The following is a 19,723-nucleotide window of genomic DNA, read 5'->3' as shown; positions in this document are numbered from 1 at the left end:
AAACAATATAATGGCATCTACATCAGACATTAAAAACGGATTGTGTATTAAATACAACAATGATATTTACAAAATTATAGAATTTCTTCATGTAAAACCAGGAAAAGGACCTGCTTTTGTTCGAACAAAACTAAGAAGTTTAACTAATGGAAAAGTGTTGGATAATACTTTTTCTGCAGGACATAAAATTGAAGAAGTTAGAGTAGAAAACCATAAGTTTCAGTTTTTATATCCGGAAGGGGATTTATTTCATTTCATGAATACGGAGACTTTTGAGCAAATTTCTTTGAATAAAAATATTTTGGATTCACCAGGATTATTGAAAGAAGGAGAAAACGTAATGGTAAGTATCAATACTGAAACAGATTTACCGCTTTCAGTAGATATGCCAGCTTCTGTAGTTCTTGAAGTTACTTATGCTGAGCCAGGAATCAAAGGAAATACTGCGACAAATGCTACAAAATCAGCTACTGTTGAAACTGGTGCAACTGTAAATGTTCCTTTGTTTATCAATGAAGGAGACAAAATTAAAATTGATACTGCATCCGGTTCTTACATGGAACGCGTAAAAGAGTAAATTACAGTTTTCAGTATTCAGCTTCCATTCAAGCTGAATACTGAACATTGAAAGCTGAACACTAAATTTATGAAATTCCAAAAAGTTTACACTTTAGAAAAAATCGCAAATATCCTCAACTGTGAATATGTTGGTGATAAAAATTTTCCAGTAACTGGAATGAATGAAATTCATGTTGTTGAATCTGGCGATATTGTTTTTGTTGATCATCCGAAGTATTATGACAAAGCGTTAAACTCAGCGGCAACTATAGTTTTAATAAATAAAAATGTAGCGTGTCCGGAAGGAAAAGCATTACTAATTTCTGACGATCCTTTCAGGGATTTTAATAAATTGACTACTTATTTCAAGCCTTTTCAATTTTCAAACGTTTCAATAGCTGCTTCAGCTTCGATCGGTTTTGGCACTGTAATACAACCTAATACATTTATTGGAAACCATGTTGTTATTGGGAAAAACTGTTTGATACATTCCAATGTTTCCATTTATGATTATACTGTAATTGGAGATAATGTGATGATTCATGCAGGAACGGTTCTTGGTGCCGATGCTTTTTATTATAAAAAACGTCCCGAAGGTTACGATCAATTACTTTCAGGCGGAAGAGTGATCATTAAAGACAATGTTGGGATTGGAGCGCTTTGCACCATTGACAAAGGAGTTACCGGTGATACCATCATTGGCGAAGGAACAAAAATTGACAATCAGGTACATGTGGGGCATGATACCGTGATTGGAAAAAAATGTTTGATTGCTTCACAAACCGGAATTGCAGGTTGTGTAATTATTGAAGATGAAGTTACGATTTGGGGACAGGTAGGAACCACTAGCGGAATTACAATAGGAACGAAGGCAGTCATTCTCGGGCAAACGGGAGTTACAAAATCAGTGGAAGGTGGTAAATCTTATTTTGGTACGCCAATTCAAGAATCGAGAGAAAAATTGAAACAACTGGCTAATATAAAAAAAATACCAGAAATTTTAAATAAACTAAAGTAATTATGTCTGCTAAAGAAATCGTTCAGAAATTTTATAAATCTGATGCTCTAATTGACAGTGAAGTGATGAAAGATTTTTTACATCCGGACGTAATTGTTGAATGGAATAGCAGTAAAGGATTTATTCAGCTTAATTATGATTCACTAATCAATTTAGCCAATGATTTAAGTAAAGCATATGTTCGCTCAAAAGTTAGAATAAGTCATCTTATTGCGGAAAAAGATTTAATTACGGTACGTTACTCTCATTTTGTAAAAACAATCGAAAATCCACGAGAAGAAATGTTATTAGCACATTTTATAACAATTTGGCAAATTAAAGACAATAAATTGTTCAGAGGGTACCAAATGAGTCAATTATCCTAATATATTTTGACAAAAAAAAGCTTCAAAATAATTTACAAAACCTTACTTTTGCATCACAATTTTAAAAACTACATAAAATATATATCATGAGTGTTTTAGTTAATAAAGATTCCAAAATAATTGTTCAAGGGTTTACAGGAAGTGAAGGGACTTTCCATGCTTCTCAAATGATTGAGTACGGTACTAACGTTGTTGGTGGTGTAACTCCAGGAAAAGGTGGGACAACTCACTTAGACAGACCCGTTTTCAATACTGTAAAAGATGCTGTAGAACAAGCAGGAGCTGATACTACTATCATTTTTGTACCGCCAGCTTTTGCTGCTGATGCAATTATGGAAGCTGCAGATGCTGGAATAAAAGTAATCATTGCAATTACTGAAGGAATTCCTGTTGCTGACATGATTAAAGCAAATAATTATGTTAAAGAAAGAAACGCTAGATTAATAGGTCCTAACTGTCCAGGTATAATTACTCCGGGTGAAGCTAAAGTTGGTATTATGCCAGGTTTTGTTTTCAAAAAAGGGACTGTAGGAATTGTTTCTAAATCAGGAACTTTAACTTACGAAGCAGCTGATCAAGTTGTAAAGCAGGGATTAGGAATCACTACTGCAATTGGAATTGGCGGAGATCCAATTATCGGTACTACTACAAAAGAGGCAGTTGAATTATTGATGAATGACCCAGAAACAGAATGTATCGTAATGATAGGTGAAATTGGTGGGCAATTAGAAGCTGATGCTGCTCATTGGATTAAAGCTGATGGTAACCGTAAGCCAGTTGTAGGTTTCATCGCCGGAGTTACTGCTCCAGCGGGACGTACAATGGGACATGCAGGAGCTATCGTTGGTGGGTCTGATGATACTGCTGAAGCGAAAAAACAAATCATGAGAGAATGTGGAATACATGTTGTGGATTCTCCAGCTGAAATTGGTAAAAAAGTAAAAGAAGTTTTAGGATAGTCAGTCTAAAATTAAATATTTTAAAAGCCTCACAATTTGTGAGGCTTTTTTATTATAAATTGAATTAAAGAAATATCTTTGCACTTTATTAAATTGATCTGTTTTTTCAGACCTAATCCTAATAAGAGCAAACATAAACGAATGGTTTCTAATGGGCCTCACGATTTTGTGGGGTATTTTTTTGCCGAAGCCAATTCAAATAAAAATAAAATAATATGTATAAAGAGTTAAAAAAATTCAAAGTTAGCAATCAATTTTCATTCACTACAGACGATAGTTTGGAAGAAGTTTGTAATGCTTCGGAAGGATCTGGAGTGTTTTTAGTTTATTCTGTAGGTAATGAAAAAGAGTTGATTATGGTTGGTTCTACAGGAACTGTACAAAATAATGGCACTTTGAAAATTAAAAATGGTGGATTGAAAGATAAAATTGTAGAAGGACATCAATTTGCAAAAACAGGAAGAAAATATTCTTGGCCAGCACAAATGAAAATCGAAGAGATCAGCACATTGGAAGTGGTTTGGTATGAAACATTTAATGAGAAGACAAAAGCAATACCGACATTCGTAGAAGGACAAGTTTTACAAAACTTTCTGGATGAAAATGGAAGATTACCAAAATGGAATGTTGCATTTTAGCAGCTATCAAAAAAAATAAAAATATACTATTTAAAAGCTTTACCTCGGTAAGGCTTTTTTTGTACTACAAATTTCATTAAACGCCTAAATAATCTATATTTGTACATCAAAATAATAAACATACTTATCATTATAATATGAAATTACTAGAAGGAAAAGTTGCCATAATTACAGGCGCAAGCCGTGGAATTGGAAAAGGAATTGCAGAAGTTTTTGCAAAACACGGTGCAAATGTTGCATTTACCTATAGCTCGTCAGTAGAATCGGCTTTAGCTCTTGAAAATGAATTAAATGCGCTTGGTATTAAAGCTAAGGGATATCAGTCAAATGCCGCCGATTTTAATCAGGCACAAGCTTTCGTAGATGCAGTTTTGGCTGAATTTGGAACTGTTGACATTCTAATAAACAATGCCGGAATAACTAAAGACAACCTTTTGATGCGTATGTCAGAAGAAGATTTCGACAATGTAATTGATGTTAATTTGAAATCAGTTTTTAATATGACCAAAGCAATTCAAAGAACTTTTTTAAAACAACGTTCAGGTTCTATAATCAATATGAGTTCTGTAGTAGGAGTGAAGGGTAATGCGGGTCAGACTAATTATGCTGCCTCTAAAGCTGGAGTTATCGGATTTACAAAATCTATAGCACTTGAATTAGGTTCTCGTAATATTCGTTGTAATGCAATTGCGCCAGGATTCATAGAAACTGAAATGACAGCCAAATTAAACGAAGACGTTGTGAAAGGATGGAGAGACGGAATTCCGTTGAAACGAGGCGGAACTACTGAAGACGTTGCTAATGCATGTCTTTTCTTTGCATCAGATATGAGCGCTTACGTAACCGGACAAGTTATGAATGTTTGCGGTGGAATGCTTACTTAAAAATTATAAATTATAAATGATGAAAGAATACAATTCAATATATCATTTAAAATAAAAAAGAATGACTAAAACTACCATTTTATTAATAGTACTTTCTTTAGTAGTAGCCGGTAGTTTATCATTTTACCAATATTTATATAAAGCCAAAAGCAAATCGAAAGTTAGTTTGTTTTTGGCTTTTTTACGTTTTATGTCTCTTTTTGGCTTATTGTTGTTGTTGATTAATCCAATAATAACTAAAAATACGCTGAAAACAGTAAAAACGCCTTTGCCAATTATTGTTGATAATTCCAGTTCTGTTTCATTCTTGAATGCTCAGGGAAAAACATTGGAATTGTATAAAAAAATGATTTCAAATTCAGCTTTGCAAGATAAATTTGATATTCAGTCTTATCAATTTGACAGTGAATTTCAACCATCGGAAAAATTTGATTTCAAAGGAACACAAACTAATGTGGATGCAGTAGCTAAAAACCTGAAAAGCATTTATAAAAACAGTGTTTTTCCAACCATAATTATAACAGACGGAAACCAGACTTCGGGTAATGATTATGTTTACGGATTTGATGCTGTTACTAAAGTATTTCCATTAATTGTAGGTGATACGACCACTTTTTTAGATTTTAAAATCGATCAGCTGAATGTTAATAAATATGCATTTTACAAAAATAAGTTTCCAGTAGAAGCTTTTTTGCACTATTCAGGAACAAAAAATACCACCGCCGATTTTATTATTTCACAAGGAAATTCGGTTGTAAGTAAACAAGTTGTTTCCTTTTTACCATCGAAAAAAACAATCCTTGTACAGGTACTTTTACCTGCTAATAAAGTAGGATTGCAGGTTTTTAAAGCTACGATTTCATCTAAAGAAAAGGAAAAAAACAACTACAATAACACCAAGAATTTTGCCGTAGAAGTGATTGATCAAAAAACAAATATCGCTATTGTTTCTGCAATAAATCATCCAGATATTGGTGCTTTGAAACATGCGGTTGAAACTAATGTGCAACGTAAAGTAGCTTTAATTAAGCCAAACGATATCAAACTAATACAAGATTTTAATGTTGTAGTTTTGTACCAACCAACAATGGAATTCAAATCCATTTTTGATGCGGTTAAATTAGCAGGAATAAATACATTTATTATTACCGGAAACAATACTGATTTTAATTTTTTGAACCAACAGCAAAACAATTTGCTATTTAAAGTGAGCGGACAAAAAGAAGATTATTTGGCTGAATTTAACGCAGCGTTTAATCTTTTTGCAATTGACGACATTGGTTTTGAAAATTTCCCACCTTTGCAAAATCCTTTTGGAAATATAACTACAAATGGAAACGTTTCGGTATTGCTTTCATCCAAAATAAGAAACATTGGGACTAATGCACCTTTACTAAGTTTTACTGAAAATCAAGGCAAGCGAACGGCTTATCTATTAGGGGAAAATAGTTGGAAATGGCGTTTACAAAGTCACATTGACAATCAATCCTTTGAGAAATTTGATGTTTTTATAGATAAAATTATCCAATTTTTGGCTTCCAATAGTTCTAGAAAATCCTTGGTGGTTGAACATGAAAGATTCTATAATTCAGGAGAAGCAATCGAAATTACGGCACAATATTTCAATAAAAATTATGAGTTTGATGAGAAAGCACGTTTAACTATTGCCGTAACGAATACCAAAACGAAGCAAACAAAAAATTACGATTTATTAAAAAGTAATAATTCCTACAAGGTCAATCTTGACGGACTTACGGCCGGGACATATAATTTTTCGGTGAAAGAACTGAATTCAAAAACTTCGTATTCCAGTTATTTTGAGATTCTGGATTTTGATATCGAAAAACAATTCGTTAACCCAGATGTAGAAAAGCTGATGCAATTAGCGACCCAAACACAGGGAAAAGCCTATTTTCCGGATCAGATAGACGGGTTGATAAAATCACTTTTGGATAATGAGGAATACAAAGCAGTTCAAAAGAATACTGTGACCAAAACACCTCTGATCGATTGGGTTTGGTTACTTGTTTTAATTTCTATTTTTCTTTCAATAGAATGGTTTGTTAGAAAATATAACGGATTGTTGTAAATTTAAGTGCGGTTTAATAAAAATATAAATCATGGATTTTAGATTAAAAGTATTTTTTACGGTCGCCAATAGATTGAGTTTTACAAAAGCGGCAACGGAATTATTCATTACGCAGCCTGCTATTTCTAAGCATATTCAAGAGTTAGAAGAACAATATAAAATCAAACTTTTCGAAAGAAACGCTTCGAAAATTTCTCTTACTAAGGCTGGTGAAGTATTACTGCAGCATGCTAAAAGCATTTTTGAAGTCTATAGAGAAATTGATTTTGATATGAGTGCGCTTATCAATCAACAAAAGGGATTGCTTCGATTAGGAGCCAGTACCACAATTTCTCAATACATAATTCCACCTCATTTGGCCCGATTTCATCAAAAAATGCAGGATATTAAAGTGAATTTACTGAATGGAAATACAGAGCAGATTGAAAAGGCCTTACTGAATAAAGAGATTGAAATAGGAATTGTCGAAGGACAATCTAAAAATCAGTCGATCAAATACACAGAGTTTTTAAAAGACGAATTAGTGCTTGTTTGCAATAATAACAATGCTGTGAAAAACAAACAACAAGTTACATTGGAGGATTTGAAAGACCTGAGATTTGTAACCCGGGAACACGGTTCTGGAACACTTGAAGTTATTGAACATGCATTAAAAACTTTTGGAATTAATCTTTCGCAGTTGAAAATTGAAATGCAGTTGGGAAGTCCTGAAAGTATTAAGTCCTATTTAATGAATTCCGATTGTGTTGCTTTTATTTCTATTCATGCTATTGAAAAAGAGCTAAAAAATAACGAATTGATTATTCTTGATATTGATAATTTTGTAATTGAACGCTTTTTTTATATTATCACTTTGCAGGGAAAAGTTGATGCGTTATCCGAATTATTTATAAAAAACATATCAAGCTATTATAATTTAAAGTTATAGAAGATTGTTTTTTACGATTGGTTAATTCAGATTAATCGATTCACCTTTGTAGGGTAATAATTCAATTAGTTTTTAATGGAATCAAATCAAAAAGTAATTCTTAAACAAGTGCCACTTTTTTTCAAAGTAAGTACAATACAGCAGCAGGTCGTTTTTGTTGCGCTGTTATTGTTTTGTGCGACCCCTATTGTTTCTCCGCCAATCGCTTTATTGTTAGGATTGATTGTTGCTAATCTTTCGGGACATCCTTTTTTACATCTGAATCATAAAGCAACGAACATTATGCTACAGGTTTCTGTTGTTGGATTAGGTTTTGGAATGAATGTCAACAATGCTTTATCAGCGGGTAAAGAAGGTTTTATCTTTACTATTGCGTCTATTTTGAGTACTTTAATTTTAGGAACATTTCTGGGAAAATGGCTAAAAATTGAAAATAAAACGGCTCATCTGATTTCTTGCGGAACAGCAATTTGTGGCGGAAGTGCGATTGCAGCAATTGCCCCGGTGATCAAGTCAGATGAAAAACAAACGTCCATTGCACTAGGAGTTATATTTATTTTAAATTCGGTTGCTTTATTTTTATTTCCAGCTGTAGGCCATTGGTTGGATTTATCAGAAAAGGACTTTGGATTGTGGTGCGCCATTGCCATTCATGACACCAGTTCTGTCGTTGGTGCTGCCGGTAAATTTGGTCCCGAAGCACTGCAAATTGCCACCACTGTTAAATTAGCCCGAGCGTTGTGGATTATTCCGGTAGCTTTACTTACAGCTTTTGTTTTCAAAAACAAATCTAGCAGAATTAAACCCCCGTATTTTATTGGATTATTTGTTTTGGCGATGACAATGAATACTTATGTTCCTCAAACAGCCCTAATGGCTTCCTATTTGGTTTCAATTGCCAAAATTGGACTCACATTAACTTTGTTTTTGATTGGAGCAGGACTGAACAGGAATATTTTGAAATCAGTTGGAGTAAAACCATTGTTTCAAGGTATTTTGCTTTGGATATTTATCGCAGTTGGAACATTGTTAACTATTATCTATTTTAATTAGAAGGATCAATTCAAAAGCGTATCAATGATGATTTTTTTTTCTTTTGATAGCAAAATAGGTAAGTCTCAAGTAATCATAAAAAAGGGCTGCAAACAGAAAAACAGAAGCGATTAAAAGCGTCTTTAATTCAATTATCTGATACATAAATCCTCCTGACACACAACCCATAAAGAAAAAGGAAATAATTGAAAAACGTAAATAAATACTCGTTTTCAATTTTTTTATTTCATCCACTTTTTTATAAAAAAACAATTGTGATAATTCTATTCCTAAATCGGTAAAAAGACCTGTTAAATGTGTTGTTCGGACGGTCGACTGCGATATTTTTGTAACCAAAGAATTTTGAAGTCCCATCGCAAAAAGCATAAAAAAAGCAATCATTTTACCTCCAAAAACAGAAATGTCGGATGGGGCTCCAAAAATGCCAATGGCAGTTAAAACCAAAATCTCCAAAGAAATTGGCACAACATGAGACAAATCAGGATGTTTCCCCGAGACTAATTCTGATAAAAAGTTAGAAGTAAAAGCGCCAATCAAGAAAAATATAGTAAAAACGAAAAAGGTTATCGCCGCAGAATAATTGTAAAGCATCAATTCTTCAGCAAAATAAGCAAAATGTCCCGTGACATTTGTCGTCAACGTTTTTACCGCCAAAACACCGGTAATGTTAACGATACCTGCCACGAAGGATAATAAGATTGCCAAACGTAAATTGTGAATAAAAGTTCTGTTTTTTCCTTTGTGACGAAACATTTCTAATTAATTTCTTTAAATTAACATAATCTTAAAGCAGATTTAATTGAATTATATTTAAAAAAAATACATTTGCACTTCTAATATATAAATATAATGAAAAATTTTAAAATTAGACCCGGAGTTATTGGGTTATTTACCATTGGAATTGCTTTTTTGCTATTGTCGTGGGGAATTGTTGGTCATGAACGAATTAATAGAGCGGCGGTAATGGCTCTTCCAAAACCACTGCAAACTTTTTTCTATAATCATATCGATTTTATAACTCAGGAATCAACAGTTCCAGATTTAAGAAAATCCATTTTGAATGACAAAGCGGAAGGTCCACGTCATTATTTTGATATGGAAAATTTTGGGAGTGTTGATAGTTTTCCCAAAACAATGGAAGCAGCAAAGAAAAAATACGATGAAAAGTTCTTATCAAAAAATGGAACTTTGCCTTGGTATATTCAAGAAATGATGGGTAAATTAACTAAAGCTTTCAAAGAAAAAAGAAAAAACGAAATCTTATTTATTGCAGCAGAACTTGGACATTACATAGGAGATGCACACATGCCTTTGCATACATCAGATAATCATGATGGTCAAAATACCAATCAAAAAGGGATTCATTCCCTTTGGGAAAGCCGTTTGCCTGAATTATTTGTTAAGAGCTATAAATTAAATGCTGAAGAAGGAAAATATATTGAGAATGTTGACCAAGCCACTTGGGATATTATTTTTGATACCCATAGCTTAGTAGCAACTTTATTGGCAGCTGATAAAAAATTAAGAACAGCAACCCCGGAAAATAAAATGTATGTCATTGATGATGCAGGAAATATTGTAAAAAACAAATACAATGGGGTTTTATATTCGGATGATTATGCAACTAAATTTCACCAAGAGCTGAAAGGTATGGTTGAAAATCAAATGAAAAAAGCAATTACAGCTACAGCTAGTTTTTGGTATACCGCATGGGTAAATGCTGGAAAACCAGATTTAAATAATTTAGATACTGAAGCACTTACTAAACGCAATAAAAGAGGTTTAAAACAGGATTCCCGATTGTTTAAAAAAGGACAGCTTTTTGGCTTGGTTAACGAGAAGGAATAAATTTTAGATCCAGAATAGAATAAAAAAGGGATGAGATTTAATTTAAATCTCATCCCTTTTTTTACACTAATTAATTTTTTGGTACTTCTTTTTCTTTAACATATCCGAAGCTGTTTGGTAATACGAAATGGTTTGATTTACTAAATCGGTTCTTTCTTTTATCAGAGGATTTTGATCGTAATAAATTTGGAAATCGGGTGCTGTTTTTTGGTCTTTTTTTAATGTTAATTGAAATTGCTTCACTTGTTGTTTAGGTGAAATAATAGTTAAAACATTATCTTTTATTAACCCCAAATCCTGATACGTTGCAATTAATGCTCGAGGTTTATAGTCTGTTTTTAAAACGTCCTGACCGTAGAATTTACTTTGATAATTGAAATGTAACAATCCCAATAACGTAGGCATAATATCTATTTGTGACATCAAATTCGTGTATTGTTTTGGCTGAACATAACCTGGACTGTAAATCATCGCCGGAATTCTGTATTTATCAACCGGAAGCTCTGTTTTTCCTGCACTCGAAGCACAATGATCCGCAAGAATGACAAAAACAGTATTAGCGAACCAAGGTTGTTTGCTTGCCATTTCGAAGAATTTTTTCATAGCAAAATCAGTATATTTTACGCCACCGTCGCGAGATTTAGCATCTCCGGGAATATCAATTTTATTATTCGGATAGGTGAAGGGCCTGTGGTTGCTGACGGTCATAATATGATTAAAAAACGGCTTGTTTTCCTTTGCTTCAGCATTCATTACCTTGATTGCTTTGTTGTACATATCTTCGTCACAAACACCCCACACATTCGAAAAAGTAATTTCTTCGGGAGCGAATGCTTTTTTATCCACAATTCCATAACCGTTTCCGGTAAAAAAAGCTTCCATATTATCAAAGAAAGCATCCCCTCCATAAAGATATTTTACAGTATATCCTTTTTGTTTGAAGATGTTTCCGGTCGAAAATTTGTTTTTATTATCTTCTCTTTTTACTACGCTTTCACCAGCAGTAGGAGGGAAACACAAAGTAACAGCTTCAAGGCCACGAACAGTTCTATTCCCAACGGCGTAAAGATTGGTAAACAACAAACTTTGTGTAGCTAAACTATCCAGGAAGGGAGTAAGGTTTTGATCGTTTCCATACATTTTCATAAAATCGGCACTATAACTTTCGATGGTTATTAATACTATATTTTTATGGTTTTCGGTAGTGTCACTTTGAATTTTTCGTAAGGAAGTGGTTGCTGAAATGCCTGGAATCTGCTCTTGTAACAAGGTGTAAGCTTCTTTTTCGGGAAGTGTTTTATAGAATTTTAAATAGTCTAATTCACTATTTTTAAATGCTAAAAAGAACTTATAAATGCCATTCGACTCTAATTCGTTTGCAAAAATATTCGGTGAGTTTTCCTGAGCTGACAAAAAAGGTATTGCCAATAAAGAAAGTCCAAACAAAGCAAGATAAATTCCCGATAATTGTATTTTCTGTAAAAAAGTTGGAATGCTTTCAATGTAATTTTTTGAACGTCTTACAATATAATACGTTATTAAACCTGCTATAACAAATAATGCACTAAATATTGGAATTACCGGATACGATTGCATGATGTTGCCGATTACTTCATTGGTATAAACTAAATAATTTACGGCTATGAAATTGTATTTTACGCCAAACTCGTTCCAAAAAAAGTATTCACTAATTCCATTTTGCAAAATCAAAACAACATAGAAGAAAATGACAAATGAGAACAACCAGAATCTAATTTGGCTTCGATATTTTGGCAGAAAAAGTAATAAACCAAACAAAATGGTTTTTATGGCGATAAAAGCTATTCCAATTGCAGGTAATGCCCCGCCATATTCATTAAGAATAGTATTGCCAAAAGAAACATAAAGCAATAAGACAACCAATAGCCCGAAAAATATATAACCATATGGCTTTAAGTATTTTGAATTCGATATGAAAATAAGATACAGCCATAAAAAACCGCTGACCAAAACAAAAATGAAAAAATCAGAGATAAATCCAAAACCAAATATTTTAACAATCTCGAGAAACCCAAATGAGCTCTGCGTTATAGGATGAAAGAGTAATACTATTCTTAGAAAGATACTTACAATAGTATAAAAAATCATAAGATTGTAAAATGGGGAAAACTTTTTTGAAAGCGTCATTAGGAGTTGTTTTTTTACAAAAATACTAATTTGAAACAATAAAAGCATTTAAAGGATACAGATATTTCAGCTTAGGCACATAGTAAGATTGATCTGATTTTACTTTTGCATTAAACCAATCTTAACGCTTGTATTAAGGTGTATTTTTTCCTATTTTTATTACTTTTAATATATTGTGAAAATTGTGGATTTAATAGAGACCGAATAAATATGGATTTAAATGTACTAAAAGATCAATTACAAACGGAAGTAGATACTTCCTTTTTGTATGATAGTATTGCCGCAATTCAATCAGATGACAATCTTACAAGAGTTTTACGAGGTTTATCAGATATAGAAAAAGGACATGCTACGCATATCCTGGATAAAGTATTGACCATCGATCCGGATTATAAGATGCCTTTGCCATCTTCAAGGGCAAAATTTCAATTGAAACTGGGTAAATTTTTTGGTTACACTTCTATTATTAGCAACCTTTCAAGTATAGAAAAACAATTTGCTGTCAATTCAGTAAAAAACAAAATTAAAAGCGGGGAGAAGCCAACAGGTTTTGAACACAATCACCTTAATATTATTGAGGCCGTAAACAATAATGAAGCGCTGAACATTTCCGGCGGCTTTTTGTCAAAATTTGAAAGTCGACATAGGTCTGTTGGTGGTAATGCTTTGCGGGCTGCAGTTTTAGGTTCTAATGATGGATTGGTTTCTAATATGAGTTTGGTCATGGGAGTTGCCGGTGCAGCAGTTTCTAACAATACAATATTGTTAACAGGGATTGCAGGACTTTTGGCGGGAGCGATTTCAATGGCTTTAGGCGAATGGCTTTCGGTGCAAAGCTCGAGAGAATTAAACCAACGTCAAATTGACTTAGAAACAGAAGAACTGCAAGCGTCACCCGAAGAAGAGAAAAAAGAACTTGTATTGTTGTATCAGGCCAAAGGCATGAATATTGAAGAGGCTAAAAAATTAGCTGAAAAGGCATTTGAAAATCCGCAAACGGCAATAGATGCAATCATTACGGAGGAACTGGGAATTGACAAAAAAGAATTAGGAGGTTCAGCGTGGGAGGCGGCCATTGCATCTTTTGTTCTTTTTTCTATCGGAGCAATTATTCCATTATATCCTTTTATATTTTTAGATGGAAAAAACGCAATTTTATTGAGTCTTGGAAGCTCAGTTATCGGTCTTTTTGGAATAGGGGCTGCCATAACTTTATTAACTGGAAAAAGCATTGTATTCTCTGGGCTCAGACAAGTATCCTTTGGGCTGGCCGCCGCTGCAGTAACGTATGGAATTGGGTCATTAATTGGCGTTTCACTGGCGGGATAAAACAAATAATCGGTTTCGAAAAACAATTGACAGCATACAGTAGACTTTTTAACCTTAAAACAAATTATACTATGAATGACGCACATTTACACCTGGTAGTTAACCATTTTCCAATTGTCGGAACGATTTTAGGACTTGGTATTTTAATAACGGGAATAATTTTAAAGAACAATTCAGTAAAAAACACCGCTTATGCTGTATTCATTGTTGCAGCTATTTTTGCAGCATTTAGTATTGGAACTGGTGAAGGAGCGGAGGAAATGGTTGAAGACCTGCCTAATATTGGGAAAAGAATAATTCATAAACACGAAGAAATCGCAGAAAAGCTGGCAATTGTATTGTATTTACTAGGAGCCATTTCACTGTTAGGTATAATTTTAAATATAAAAAATCATGCTAAAGCAAAATTTATTTCTTTTGCAGCGGTTATTGTAGCAGCTATAGGTGTCTATTTAACAACTTTAGTTGGTATTTCCGGGGGTAAAATCCGCCACACTGAAATAAGAGAAGACAGCACGGATTCAGAAAAAGGAACTGCCGGTTCAAAAGAATCAGAGCCAAAAGAATACGATAGGTAGTATTAATTTAACAATAAAACAGCTTTAAGTTAAATTTAAAATTGGATTATAAAAGTTTTATCTCTTATATTTGCAGAAGAATTTAAGATCAATACAATTATATAAAACATGTTAACAAAAAAATTACATCATCATCATTTTCATTATTGCTCTCAAGCGATGTGTTAATGTTATGTTGTAAATCATCATAAACTAAAGACCCGTTTGAGTACATCAAGCGGGTTTTTTATTGCCTAAAATTTGTACTCAATCTAATATTCTAAACAAAAAGCAAAAACTAAACAAAAAATGAGTACACTAAAAATTGCAATTCAAAAATCAGGACGTCTAAACGAAGACAGCATTCAAATTCTAAAAGATTGCGGGATTTCCATAAACAATGGGAATGACCAACTTAAAGCTGAAGCAACCAACTTTCCATTGGAAGTTTTATATCTTAGAAACTCAGATATCCCTCAATATTTAATTGATGGAGTTGTAGATGTAGCCATTGTAGGAGATAATCTTTTGGTAGAGAAAGGAAAAAACATTAAAATTGCTCAAAAACTGGGTTTTTCAAAATGCAAAGTTTCTGTTGCTGTTCCAAAAACATTTGAATACACATCAATCAAAGATTTAGATGGTATGCGTATTGCCACTTCTTATCCAAATACGGTTAACGAATACTTTAATTCATTTGGTTTGACTGTGGATATACACCAAATTTCCGGATCTGTAGAAATTGCACCAAATATAGGTTTAGCGGATGCTATAGTAGATATTGTTTCAAGTGGAAGTACTTTATTTAAAAATAATCTTAAAGAAGTAGAGGTGATTTTGAAAAGTGAGGCAGTTTTAGCTGTTTCGCCAAAAGTTACTCCAGAGATTCAAAAAATAATTGACGTGCTTCAATTTAGAATTGAATCTGTTTTGAGAGCCAGAAAATCAAAATATATTTTGATGAATGTTCCTAACGATAAGATAGAAGCTATCGGTAAAATATTACCTGTATTAAAAAGTCTTACCGTTTTGCCATTAGCGGAACCAGGTTGGAGTAGCGTGCACTCAGTAATTGATAAAGACAGTTTTTGGGATGTTATTGATCAGTTGAAAGAAGCTGGAGCCGAAGGAATTTTAGTTTGTCCAATTGAGAAAATGGTTTTGTAAGGCTTTAGGCCACAGGCTAAAAGCTGTAAGCCAGGACTGAAAGTAAAATAGTAATTGTGAAATAGCCTAAAGGATTTAACTTAAGGCTTAAAGTATACATAAGATGAATAAAATATACAATCCAAAACCAGAAACTTGGTCTTCCATTTTAGAAAGACCTACTAAGACGGTTGATGATATTGAAGCAACAGTAAAAGAAATTTTCAAGGAGGTACAAAAGAAAGGTGATCGTGCCGTCGCAAAATACACTTCTCTCTTTGACGGTGCGTCAATAGAAAAATTAGAGGTTTCTAAAGCTGAAATTGACCAGGCTATTGCATCTATTTCTTCTGAATTAAAAGAGGCTATTCAACTGGCAAAGACAAATATAAAAAGATTTCATTCTGCTCAAAAAACAGAAAGAGTAGAAGTAGAAACTATTGAAGGAGTAAATTGCTGGCAGGAAAAAAGACCAATCCAAAAAATTGGATTATACATTCCAGGAGGAACAGCTCCATTATTTTCTACTGTTTTAATGCTTGCTGTTCCTGCCAAAATTGCAGGTTGTAACGAAATTGTTTTGTGTTCACCTCCGGACAAAAACGGAAATATAAATCCGGCTATTTTATATGCAGCAAATTTATGTGGTGTAACCAAAATTTTGAAAGTAGGAGGAATTCAAGCAATTGCCGGAATGACTTTTGGAACGGAAACGATTCCTAAAGTGTATAAAATTTTCGGCCCAGGAAATCAATTTGTAACTGTTGCCAAACAATTGGCTACTCAATTTGGCGTGGCAATCGATATGCCTGCCGGACCATCCGAATTATTGATTGTTGCAGATGATAGTGCGGTTCCAGCTTTTGTGGCATCTGATTTATTATCACAAGCAGAACACGGAGCTGATAGTCAGGTTATTTTAGTTTCAACATCAAAAAAAATAATTGATGCCGTTGAAAACGAAATCCAAATTCAAATGGATTTACTTCCTAGAAAAAGCATTGCAGAAAAAGCCATTGCCAATTCTAAATTGATTTTTGTGGAAGACGATACAATTGCCTTAGAATTAATCAATGAATACGGCCCGGAACATTTTATCATTTGTTCGCAGTATGATGATTTTTACAGTAATGGTGTTCACAACGCAGGTTCGGTATTTATAGGTAATTATACGCCTGAAAGTGCTGGAGATTATGCTTCAGGAACTAATCATACCTTGCCTACAAATGGTTATGCAAAGAACTACAGCGGTGTAAATCTCGATAGTTTTACCAAAGCAATGACTTTTCAAAAGATAACTAAAAAAGGAATACAGAACATAGGTAAAGCCATTGAAATCATGGCAGAAGCGGAAGGATTACAAGCACACAAAAATGCAATTACATTACGATTAAAAGCGATAGAAGATGGAAAATAATTTCGACATAAATAATTTAGTTAGAGAAAATGTAAAGCAATTAAAACCTTATTCTTCGGCTCGTGATGAATTTGAGGATTTTGATACCGCGGATATGATTTTTTTGGATGCCAATGAAAATCCGTTTGAAAGTGGTGTAAATCGTTACCCGGATCCACAACAAATGAGTGTAAAGGGGATTTTGGCCAAACAAAAAAATGTCAAAGCGAATCAAATTTTATTAGGAAACGGAAGTGACGAAGTATTGGATTTATTATTCAGAGCTTTTTGTGAACCAAAAACGGACAATGTAATCACCTTACCTCCAACATATGGTATGTATGGCGTTTTGGCTAATATCAATGCAGTTGAAAATAAAGAAATTTTACTTTCAGAAGATTTTCAACCACAAATTGAGAAAATCATGGAAGCTGTTGATGAAAACACTAAAATCATCTTTTTGTGTTCTCCGAATAATCCAACTGGAAATTCTTTTTCAGATAAAAGCGTGACCTACTTGTTGAAAAACTTCAATGGTTTGGTTGTAATTGATGAAGCATATATTGATTTTTCAAAAAAGGAAAGTTGGATCAATAAATTAGAAGAATATCCCAATTTGGTCATTACACAAACACTATCTAAAGCGTATGGTTTGGCAGGAATTAGATTAGGAATTTGTTATGCATCCGCAGCAGTAATTTCAGTTTTGAATAAAATAAAACCACCTTATAACGTAAATGAACTGACCCAAAAAAGAGCTTTGGACAGATTAGACAATTCAGAAAATATAAAAGCTGAGATTGAATCTATAGTAGAACAAAGAGAAGCCTTACTTAAAGTATTACTTAATGTGAGTTTCGTAAAAAAAATCTATCCAACAGAAGCCAATTTTATTTTGATAAAAGCGGATGATGCCAATAAGAGGTATGACGAATTGATTGCAAAAGGAATTGTAATTCGAAACAGAACAACCCAACCACTATGCAATAATTGTTTGCGTTTGACCGTTGGAACCGAATTGGAAAATAAAAAATTAATAGCAGCATTACAAAACCTGAATACATAGTTTAAATAATTATATATGAAATAACCATGATTTAGGGCACGCAAACACCCATGAGTTTTTCCCGCGGCGTGAATATATTGCGTAAATTAGTATAGTAAATTGACATTTGGAAAATTTGCAATTGAATTCGATTAAGTATGTTTCAGTAAGATGCGACGGATGCTTGTGGTTACTGACGAGAAAGGCAAAAAGACGAAAAGAGATTGATTTTCTGAATGATGGTAGAAAACAACTCTTGTCTAACAAAAGTTGTAAAGATAAATATAAGCTCGTTTTTTTTACTAGAACAATAAATCTGTGTATGAAATTGAGTAAAACTGGATAAGCACAAACACCTGTCGCAAGAAAAAGTAGGAATACTTTTTTAAAGCACGAATATGAAAATTTACAATTTCTTATCCTTTTATAAAAACAAATGAACACAAGGATTACAATACGTTAATCTTAAAAAAAATACAATTTGACAAAAAACACATTCCGAAGTTAAGCATCTAAAGGAAACTTTGGTAGGCAAACATTGGTGTCAAATTAAAAAAAACAACATAAAACACATATGAAAAAAATACTTTTTATAGATCGTGATGGAACAATGGTTTTGGAACCACATGATTATCAATTAGACAGTTTTGAAAAATTAGAATTTTATCCAAAAGCTTTTCAATACCTTGGTAAAATTGCTTTGGAACTTGATTTTGAACTCGTAATGGTTACGAATCAAGATGGTTTGGGAACTGATTCTCATCCGGAAATTAACTTTTGGCCAATTCATAATTTAATTATGAAAGCTTTTGAAAGCGAAGGGGTTGTTTTCAAAGAAGTATTAATTGACAAAACATTTCCGCACGAAAATGCACCGACTCGCAAACCTGCAATCGGAATGTTGACAAAATATATTGATAATCCGGAGTATGATTTAGGAAATTCATTCGTAATTGGAGATCGAATAACTGACGTTGAATTGGCGAAAAATTTGGGTTCAAAAGCTATTTTTATCAATACAGATGAAGCTTTGGGAGGCAATGAAATTGCTTCAAAAAGAGAAGAGCTCGACTCCGTTATCGCTTTACAAACTACAGATTGGAAAGTAATATATGAGTTTTTAAAATTAGAGGAACGTTCGGCTTCGATAGAAAGAAAAACGAATGAAACGGATATTTATATCAAGTTGAACCTTGACGGAACAGGAAAAAGCAAAATCGAAACGGGAATTGCTTTTTTTGACCACATGTTGGACCAAATTGCGCGTCACGGACAAATGGATTTAGAAGTGCTTGTAAAAGGAGATTTAGAAGTGGACGAACATCATACGATTGAAGATACGGCAATTGCTCTGGGTGAAGTTTTTGCAAAAGCGTTAGGAAACAAATTAGGTATCGAACGTTACGGTTTTTGTTTGCCAATGGATGATTGTTTAGCGCAGGTGGCTATTGATTTTGGAGGTAGAAACTGGTTGATTTGGGAAACTGAATTCAAACGTGAGATGGTAGGAAAAATGCCAACGGAGATGTTTTATCATTTCTTTAAATCTTTCTCCGATGGTGCTAAAGCCAACATCAACATCAAAGCGGAGGGAACGAACGAACATCACAAGATTGAAGCCATTTTTAAAGCTTTTGCAAAAGCAATAAAAGTAGCCGTAAAGCGTGATACTGAAAAAATGATTTTACCATCAACAAAAGGAATGCTTTAAAAAATCTGTTTTGGATAAAATATTAAAAATTAA

The 19,723-nt window shown here is 33.3% G+C and carries 18 protein-coding genes; 16 read left to right on the top strand and 2 right to left on the bottom strand.

The window, feature by feature from the left end; all coding sequences use genetic code 11:
* Positions 1-10: 10 nt before the first annotated feature.
* The 9 genes from efp (at position 11) to ACNQGH_RS14145 (ending at position 8,492) form a co-directional block, all read left to right on the top strand.
* The gene (gene efp / locus ACNQGH_RS14185; RefSeq protein ID WP_417956675.1) at positions 11-577 is read left to right on the top strand and encodes an elongation factor P; all 567 of its coding nucleotides are present in this window, start codon (positions 11-13) and stop codon (positions 575-577) included.
* 69 nt (positions 578-646) lie between these two features.
* Positions 647-1,576, top strand: a complete 930-nt coding sequence (locus ACNQGH_RS14180; protein ID WP_417956674.1) for a UDP-3-O-(3-hydroxymyristoyl)glucosamine N-acyltransferase — start codon at positions 647-649, stop codon at positions 1,574-1,576.
* A gap of 2 nt (positions 1,577-1,578) precedes the next feature.
* The gene (locus tag ACNQGH_RS14175) at positions 1,579-1,941 is read left to right on the top strand and encodes a nuclear transport factor 2 family protein (RefSeq protein ID WP_417956673.1); all 363 of its coding nucleotides are present in this window, start codon (positions 1,579-1,581) and stop codon (positions 1,939-1,941) included.
* Positions 1,942-2,027: 86 nt separating this feature from the next.
* Positions 2,028-2,900 (top strand): succinate--CoA ligase subunit alpha, encoded by an 873-nt coding sequence (gene sucD / locus ACNQGH_RS14170; protein WP_417956671.1) that lies wholly within the window; start codon positions 2,028-2,030, stop codon positions 2,898-2,900.
* Between the two features lie 215 nt (positions 2,901-3,115).
* Entirely contained in the window at positions 3,116-3,538 is a 423-nt protein-coding gene (locus ACNQGH_RS14165; protein WP_417956670.1) for a hypothetical protein, read from the top strand.
* A 137-nt stretch (positions 3,539-3,675) separates the two neighbouring features.
* The gene (fabG, locus tag ACNQGH_RS14160; protein ID WP_417956669.1) at positions 3,676-4,422 is read left to right on the top strand and encodes a 3-oxoacyl-[acyl-carrier-protein] reductase; all 747 of its coding nucleotides are present in this window, start codon (positions 3,676-3,678) and stop codon (positions 4,420-4,422) included.
* A gap of 61 nt (positions 4,423-4,483) precedes the next feature.
* The gene (locus tag ACNQGH_RS14155) at positions 4,484-6,511 is read left to right on the top strand and encodes a hypothetical protein (RefSeq protein ID WP_417956668.1); all 2,028 of its coding nucleotides are present in this window, start codon (positions 4,484-4,486) and stop codon (positions 6,509-6,511) included.
* A gap of 31 nt (positions 6,512-6,542) precedes the next feature.
* Entirely contained in the window at positions 6,543-7,439 is an 897-nt protein-coding gene (locus tag ACNQGH_RS14150; RefSeq protein ID WP_417956667.1) for a LysR family transcriptional regulator, read from the top strand.
* A gap of 75 nt (positions 7,440-7,514) precedes the next feature.
* Positions 7,515-8,492: a YeiH family protein gene (locus ACNQGH_RS14145; protein WP_417956666.1), complete on the top strand. Its 978-nt coding sequence runs from the start codon at positions 7,515-7,517 to the stop codon at positions 8,490-8,492.
* A gap of 21 nt (positions 8,493-8,513) precedes the next feature.
* Here the strand turns inward: ACNQGH_RS14145 and ACNQGH_RS14140 are convergent, their stop codons facing one another.
* A complete protein-coding gene (locus ACNQGH_RS14140; protein ID WP_417956665.1) occupies positions 8,514-9,245 on the bottom strand; it encodes a YoaK family protein in 732 nt (243 codons plus the stop codon).
* 96 nt (positions 9,246-9,341) lie between these two features.
* Between ACNQGH_RS14140 and ACNQGH_RS14135 the strand changes: the two genes are divergently transcribed.
* Positions 9,342-10,340 carry a zinc dependent phospholipase C family protein gene (locus ACNQGH_RS14135; protein WP_417956664.1) on the top strand — a complete coding sequence of 333 codons (999 nt, stop codon included), beginning with the start codon at positions 9,342-9,344 and terminating at the stop codon, positions 10,338-10,340.
* Between the two features lie 66 nt (positions 10,341-10,406).
* Here the strand turns inward: ACNQGH_RS14135 and ACNQGH_RS14130 are convergent, their stop codons facing one another.
* Positions 10,407-12,506: an LTA synthase family protein gene (locus ACNQGH_RS14130; protein WP_417956663.1), complete on the bottom strand. Its 2,100-nt coding sequence runs from the start codon at positions 12,504-12,506 to the stop codon at positions 10,407-10,409.
* A gap of 210 nt (positions 12,507-12,716) precedes the next feature.
* Here ACNQGH_RS14130 and ACNQGH_RS14125 point away from each other — a divergent pair, with 210 nt between their 5' ends.
* The 6 genes from ACNQGH_RS14125 (at position 12,717) to hisB (ending at position 19,690) form a co-directional block, all read left to right on the top strand.
* On the top strand, positions 12,717-13,835 hold the full coding sequence (locus ACNQGH_RS14125; protein WP_417956662.1) for a VIT1/CCC1 transporter family protein: 1,119 nt from the start codon (positions 12,717-12,719) through the stop codon (positions 13,833-13,835).
* 71 nt (positions 13,836-13,906) lie between these two features.
* Entirely contained in the window at positions 13,907-14,413 is a 507-nt protein-coding gene (locus tag ACNQGH_RS14120; RefSeq protein WP_417956661.1) for a DUF2231 domain-containing protein, read from the top strand.
* A 288-nt stretch (positions 14,414-14,701) separates the two neighbouring features.
* Positions 14,702-15,559: an ATP phosphoribosyltransferase gene (gene hisG / locus ACNQGH_RS14115; RefSeq protein WP_417956660.1), complete on the top strand. Its 858-nt coding sequence runs from the start codon at positions 14,702-14,704 to the stop codon at positions 15,557-15,559.
* A gap of 103 nt (positions 15,560-15,662) precedes the next feature.
* The gene (gene hisD / locus ACNQGH_RS14110; protein WP_417956659.1) at positions 15,663-16,955 is read left to right on the top strand and encodes a histidinol dehydrogenase; all 1,293 of its coding nucleotides are present in this window, start codon (positions 15,663-15,665) and stop codon (positions 16,953-16,955) included.
* A complete protein-coding gene (gene hisC, locus ACNQGH_RS14105) occupies positions 16,945-18,000 on the top strand; it encodes a histidinol-phosphate transaminase (RefSeq protein WP_417956658.1) in 1,056 nt (351 codons plus the stop codon). The genes hisD and hisC overlap by 11 nt, the downstream gene beginning before the upstream one ends.
* A gap of 553 nt (positions 18,001-18,553) precedes the next feature.
* The gene (gene hisB, locus ACNQGH_RS14100) at positions 18,554-19,690 is read left to right on the top strand and encodes a bifunctional histidinol-phosphatase/imidazoleglycerol-phosphate dehydratase HisB (protein WP_417956657.1); all 1,137 of its coding nucleotides are present in this window, start codon (positions 18,554-18,556) and stop codon (positions 19,688-19,690) included.
* Positions 19,691-19,723: the final 33 nt, after the last annotated feature.

Source organism: Flavobacterium kochi, assembly GCF_048286715.1.
Taxonomy (GTDB): Bacteria; Bacteroidota; Bacteroidia; order Flavobacteriales; family Flavobacteriaceae; genus Flavobacterium.
This window is presented reverse-complemented; position numbering and strand designations above follow the sequence as displayed.